This window comes from Bacteroides sp. 2201st1_D9_2201SCRN_220225, from assembly GCF_040928965.1.
GTDB classification, from domain to species: Bacteria; Bacteroidota; Bacteroidia; order Bacteroidales; family Bacteroidaceae; genus Bacteroides; species Bacteroides stercoris.
This window is the reverse complement of the sequence record NZ_JBCODG010000119.1, coordinates 1-6092: the sequence shown is the minus strand read 5'-3', so window position 1 is coordinate 6092 and position 6092 is coordinate 1. Positions and strand designations below refer to the sequence as shown.

The window sequence follows — 6092 nt, the reverse complement described above, 5'->3', positions numbered from 1 at the left end:
AACGGCAAGATCAACCTGGATTTCATCGTCACAGTACCCGGTGAGCTGATCAGCAACAAATGGCAGGTCCAGCTCACCCCTGTAGCCTACAAGCCTGCCGATACGTTGTATCTGGACAGGATTTTTCTTTCCGGGGCTGACTTTGCCAAGATGCAGAAGAAGGGCTACATGCGTTACCAGGCGTTTATGAACTCCATTATTCCTGACAGTCTTTACCTTCAGAAGCTGTTCGACGAGAAAGGCTACAAAAAGGCTTTGGCCGAACTTGAAGAAGAGTACTTCCAGGCATGGAAGCATGAGGTTATCAGCAAAGAACGCTGGATTGACTGGTCGGACAAGGCCAACGCACGTTTCGCACTGTTCAATTACAGGATGGAGCGTAACAGGCAGGCCATAGCCGGCTATAATTCCATACTTGAGTATTTTCCCGCTTACTATCTGCGCCGCGAAATGGATGGTAAGTACATTCCTTCCAAATGGAAAGTGTTTGCCGAGGGAAACTATAAGATCCGTACCCGGGACATAACCCCGGAGGATTCGGTTTCCATCACCAGACGCTTCACTGACTATGCGAAGATGGCCGAGAACCAGAAAAGGAAAGAGCAGGCCGGTGAAATGTACGAAAAGTATGTACGGTTCCCGTATGAAGCGGCACGCCTGGATACAGTCATCAAGGAAGGTGATAATTTCGTGTATTACTACAAGCAGGAACTTCCGGCTACGGAAAATACGAAAAAGATAGACCTGACACTTGACGGGCAGATCCTTTCAAAGGATGAGACAAAGACACAGCTCCCCCCTTCGGATACAATCACCTACTTCATTTCAAGCATGGTGCAGTTTTTGGACCGCAGTCCACGCTATAAAAAGAAAATCATCACCCGCAAGGATGAAGTCAGCCTTCGGGCATATGTGACCTACAAGAGTGGAAGCACCGAATTTTCCGAGGACACCGGGGATAACAGAGCGGAAATCGACAAGGTGTTCGAGACCATTCATGGCATCAATTATACAGGGGAGTTCCTCATCGACAGTATCCGTATGACAGCCACGTCATCTCCCGAGGGCAGTGCCGATATGAACCTTTTCCTTTCAAGGGGACGTGCACTGGCACTCAAGAGATACCTTGCCCGGCGCAGCGATGACCGCGAGGGAGTAGATACACTTTTCCGCCCGCGCTGGACCGGCGAGGACTGGCACCGGCTGCATGGATTGGTACTGGCGGATGACAGTCTGGAAAACAAGGCATCTCTTCTGCGCATCATGAAAGAGACGGACAATCCGGACAACCGGGAGTATGCCATGCGTAAATACCCCGCCGACTACAAGCGTATCCGGGAAAAGCATTACCCGTTGCTGCGCGGTGTGGAGTTCAAGTTCCATCTTCATCGCCGGAACATGCTCCAGGATACGGTAGTCATGCCGGTTATTGACACTACCTACATGCAGGCTGTAAGAATGATAGAAGACAGACAATACCGGCAGGCCCTTGCCATCCTGGACGTATCTTACCCGGACGACTACAATACGGCAGTATGCCTGATGTCCCTGGGTTATGACAAGCGTGCGCTTGAAATCATGGCGGGACAACCGGACACTTCGGACAGAAACTATCTGCTGGCCATTCTGTACAGCCGCCTGAAAAGAGAGGAGGAAGCTCTCAAAATGTATGTCAAGTCATGTGACCAGGATGCTTCCAAGATATGGAGAGGCAGACTCGATCCGGAGATTAACAAACTGATAGTAACCTATAATTTATATAAAGATGAACTATATTAACAAGCTGGCATCCTTCGCGGTTCTTGTAACCGCACTGAGCGGTTGTGACTTCAACGAGGATTTCTGCATAAGAAACGGGGAACTTGTTGCCTGGTGTGATTTCAGCGGAATCAAGGAGCCGCTTCCCATACCGGCGCAGCGGCACATGATTGCGTTTCCCCTCGGGCATACGGATATCCCTTCAGGTACGGAAACTACCTTTACACAGGATACCCTTCGCTGGAGTATTCCCCAAGGTGAATACCGCTTCCTGTTCTATACAGGGAATTACAAGGTAAGCGATATTCAGAATTACCATGAAGCGCGTCTTACCGTACAGACAGATACAGTGGAAAGCGGGGCGGTTTACATCCCGGGAATACAGAGCTTCTGCTGTTCGGCCATGTTCAGCGAACGTCCGGAGTATCAAAATCCCAAAAGGGTGGAAGTCATCCCCTCGGCGTTCGTCCAGCGCCTGAACATACAGATCAATGTATCCGGCAACACTGTTCCCCTATCTTCCTTGCAGGGTACGCTTTCAGGCGTTTCCACCGGGCGGTATCTCGTTTCCCGTGAAAGGACAGGGAATGCAAGCCTCACTACCGTATTTGCACGCAAACAGGATTCTAACCGGTGGCGTACGAGCCTGTACGTATTCGGTTTCAGTCCCGTAGCGGAGAATATACTGACAGTGAAGGTCGGGATGGATGAAGAGGATTCTGCATTCAATGAAGAGCAGACGGTTGACCTGACACCGTACGTCAGAGGTTTCGAAGGTGAGGAGCTTTCATTGGAACTCAATCTGCACATCGGTAAAGAGCTGACCATAGGCCAGCCGGTTGTCATTCCGGATTGGGAGGACATACCTGAGACAGAACTATAAAACTATAACTAACATTTTTTTAACATGAAAACAAGATTTTTTCTTTCAGCGGTAATGGCCGCAGGTCTGCTGGCCTCATGCAGCAACAGTGAAGAGACATTTATTGAAAACGAAACAGGCCGGGAACATACGCTCGCACAGCTGAATATCCTGCCAACCGTAGGAACAGAGACCAGGGCCGGTTTTGTCCCCAAAACGGACTGGGCGGCGGGTGATGCCCTGGGACTGTTCATGTACAAGGCAACCGGATGGGGCGATACCTATCCGCGTTATGATGCCCAGAACAACAAGTCAACCAGAGAGACAAACGGCTGGTCGCAGGCCAGTCCGGTGTATCTTCTTTCGGACAAGGCAACGATATGGGCATACTACCCGTACAACGGTGCGGTAACCGACGGGACAAAAATACCCGTTCCCATCAACGTAGGCACATCCGTCGATTACATGTGGGGAAAAAGTTCCAACCAGGTGTCGGTAATTGAAACCGAGGCTAAAATTCCGATGAGACATGCCCTCTCGCAGTTTGTCATCCGTCTGAAAGTTTCTCCCGAATATCATAACGACGGGAATCTTACATCGGCCAAGCTGAAGGCAACGGCGGCCAAGTTTGCCACCGTCGGGACGATGAACCTGAACGATGAGGGGAAAATCACATTCCAACCGACCAGTACCGAATTGTCGTGGAACCCGAACACAACCGTCCCTGCCCAGGGAGAGCAGGCGGTGGACTATGCCGCAGCCATTTATCCGATGGGCATTTCCGGGGGGGAGGTATCGCTCGAGGTCGTGATCGACGGCGCGACCTATACGTATTCCATTCCGCAGATTCTCTGGGAAGCCGGAAAGAGATATATCTACTCGGTCACCATGCGTTCCAATGATGCGGAAATCGGTGGGAAAAACGGGCAGTCGGTAACGATAGAGGGTTGGACATCCACAGAAGAGGATATCACACTTGTACCAGTCAAATAAATCAGTAACCTATGGGGGAGCCTTCCGGTTCCCCATAAAACAGAAACCATGATAAGATTAATAAAACCGATTGTTTGCGCAGTGCTGCTGCTTTCCTTTTCATCCTGTGGGGACGATGCCGGAGAGAAGGAAGCCGTTGCCGGCAGCGGGCTTGTCACATTCACCGCCGTCACTGGGGATGCGGAAACACGAAACACCCAGGAGAGCAGCTTTGAGGCGGGCGATGCCATAGGCGTGTTTGCTATTGAACCGAAGACCGGTGTATATTGGGCTGTGAACAATGAATACATCTATGACGGCAATACGTTCAAACCTGCGACGGAAGCGGATAATATTATAGTAACGGTGGGAACCGATTTCGACTTCTATATATACTATCCTTTCAAGGAAGGACAAACGGACATTACCGCCATATCCCATTCCGCCGGAGATCAGGATGAGAAGTCCGGATGGCTGTCAGCAGATTTCATGACTGCAACCTATACGGAACCGGTTCTGAACTATACGATACCTCTGAATTTCAGACACAGGCTCTCAACTGTGGAAGTCAGGATCGAGCGTAACGAAGGAGTCCGGGAGGCTGCCATAGAAAATGTGAAACGCACGAGCCGTTTCAACCTGCTTACCGGTGAGGCCGTTACGGACGAAAGCAGGGGAAACTGCCGGATGTACAGATATTCCGGGCAGGGGGATGCCACAACGGTATTCCGCGTGACCGTTCCCGCCCAGACGCTTACGACTTCCTCCAACTATGTAACCCTTACGGGAGATACGGACATAAAACTTCGTGGAACTTCCGATATGGTCACCCGTGCCGGTCAGATACACAATTACAGTATCGACTACAAGAAACAGATTACCGTTCTGGACTATACGGCGGGCGGTACTACCACAGGTGCGGGACTCTACAATATCGGAAGCACCTGTACAGTGAGGGCGAGTGTGAATGGCGGTTATGACTTTGCAGGGTGGTATGAGGCAGGCAGGATCGTATCCGATGCGGTACAGTACAGTTTTGAGGTTCTGACAGACCGTACCCTTGAACCCAAATACCGGAATTACGGCGGTTGGTCGGTTACTTTGACGGCAAGCCCTTCATCCCTGGGCTGGAAAGGAGGCAACTCGACGCTTACAGCGGGAGCTTCACGTGATGTATTTGTAAATGGCATAAAGGAAAGCTCACAGACCGGTTCCCCGTCCATTACCGGCGGTTCGGACGGTTTCTTCCTTTCTGGAAATACGGTAACGGTAGCGGAGAACAACACCGCATCCGCACGCAGCTGTGTCTTTACGGCAAGCTACGGTGGAAATTCCGCTACAGCCACAATCAGCCAGGAGGCAGCTCCGGTCAGCTACTATTTCAGTTATGCGGATGGTGCAACCAGTCATACAGAATATCCGGATGATTCATCGGCAGGCTCGTTCATCCTAAGTATAACAAGTTACAAAATAACGGGAAATAGTCGCAGAGACCTTTCCTGGAGTGCGTCAGGGGACAGCTGGATTCATGTAAACGGTACTTCGGTAAGTTACGAAGAAAACTCTAATAAAGAAAGACGAACAGGTGTGGTGACTCTCAAACAGGATGAAAGCGGTCACACATTGTCCCTTAAAATTGTACAACCGGGAAAGACTTCCATAGACATTGATCCTTAATTGCAAAATTAACCATAAACGATATGATAAAGATAAAGGCATACAAATGTATTGTAACATCCATGCTTCTTTGCCCCGCATTCCTTACGGGCTGTTCGGGTGAAAAGGGCCCGCTTGAGCAAGACGGGGAAAGAGAACTCCTGGTGGAGAACTGTTTCAGCCGCAGTGCCGGGGCAGATACGGACGGCTCTCTTGTAAAGGACTTCGGAATGGTATTGCTTGATGATGCGGGCAATACTTATACCGGCGTACCGGGGCCGGTACATGTGACGTACGATGGCGGCTGGACCTTTCCGGAGGTCACGCTCACTGAAGCGACCTGCAGACTGCTTGCTTTCTCCCCTTTCCAGGACATACCGGGAAAGGAACTGACCGTAAGCCTGGTTTCCCAGACGGATTATCTGGCTTCGGAGGAACTGCGGCTCAACTGGCAGAACCACAGGGCAAGCATTGAGATGAAACACCTGCTTTCCCTTCTGGAATTCACAGTGGAAGGAAGCGACGCATGTACCCTGAGCATGGAAGAAGTTCCTGTGGAAGGCGCTTATGACCTTACAAGCGGAAACCTGTCCGTGAAAGAAGAAGACGGAAGTATCGCTTCCAAAGGAAACATGCTGCTTCTGTTCCCCGGCAAAACGGAAGAACGCAGGATACAGATCCGTTACCGGGACAATGTTTACGACTGGTATCTTCCGGCCAATACGTTTGAGGCCGGAAAGAGATACACCTACGTATTGTCCCTGAGTAAAGAAGGGATGCTCATTCTCTCCGGTGTGAGCGTCCGTCCCTGGCAGGCAGGTGGAGATTATACCGGATCAATTAA

General features: G+C 50.6%; 5 protein-coding genes. All 5 read left to right on the top strand.

The window, feature by feature from the left end; all coding sequences use genetic code 11:
* A partial coding sequence (locus AB5903_RS21475) for a hypothetical protein (protein WP_368118260.1) occupies nucleotides 1-1779 on the top strand: 1779 nt, incomplete at its 5' end.
* A complete protein-coding gene (locus AB5903_RS21470) occupies nucleotides 1766-2641 on the top strand; it encodes a hypothetical protein (RefSeq protein WP_368118259.1) in 876 nt (291 codons plus the stop codon). The genes AB5903_RS21475 and AB5903_RS21470, both read left to right, overlap by 14 nt.
* 24 nt (nucleotides 2642-2665) lie before the next feature.
* A complete protein-coding gene (locus AB5903_RS21465) occupies nucleotides 2666-3613 on the top strand; it encodes a fimbrillin family protein (RefSeq protein WP_368118258.1) in 948 nt (315 codons plus the stop codon).
* Nucleotides 3614-3661: 48 nt separating this feature from the next.
* Complete coding sequence (locus AB5903_RS21460; protein WP_368118257.1) at nucleotides 3662-5269, top strand: fimbrillin family protein; 1608 nt, start codon at nucleotides 3662-3664, stop codon at nucleotides 5267-5269.
* Nucleotides 5270-5295: 26 nt separating this feature from the next.
* On the top strand, nucleotides 5296-6092 hold a 797-nt coding region (locus tag AB5903_RS21455; protein WP_368118256.1), incomplete at its 3' end, for a fimbrillin family protein.

Coding starts and splice junctions, on each gene's coding strand:
- AB5903_RS21465 (WP_368118258.1), top strand. CDS start 2,666: ATGAAAACAAGATTTTTTCTTTCAGCGGTAATGGCCGCAGGTCTGCTG.
- AB5903_RS21460 (WP_368118257.1), top strand. CDS start 3,662: ATGATAAGATTAATAAAACCGATTGTTTGCGCAGTGCTGCTGCTTTCC.
- AB5903_RS21470 (WP_368118259.1), top strand. CDS start 1,766: ATGAACTATATTAACAAGCTGGCATCCTTCGCGGTTCTTGTAACCGCA.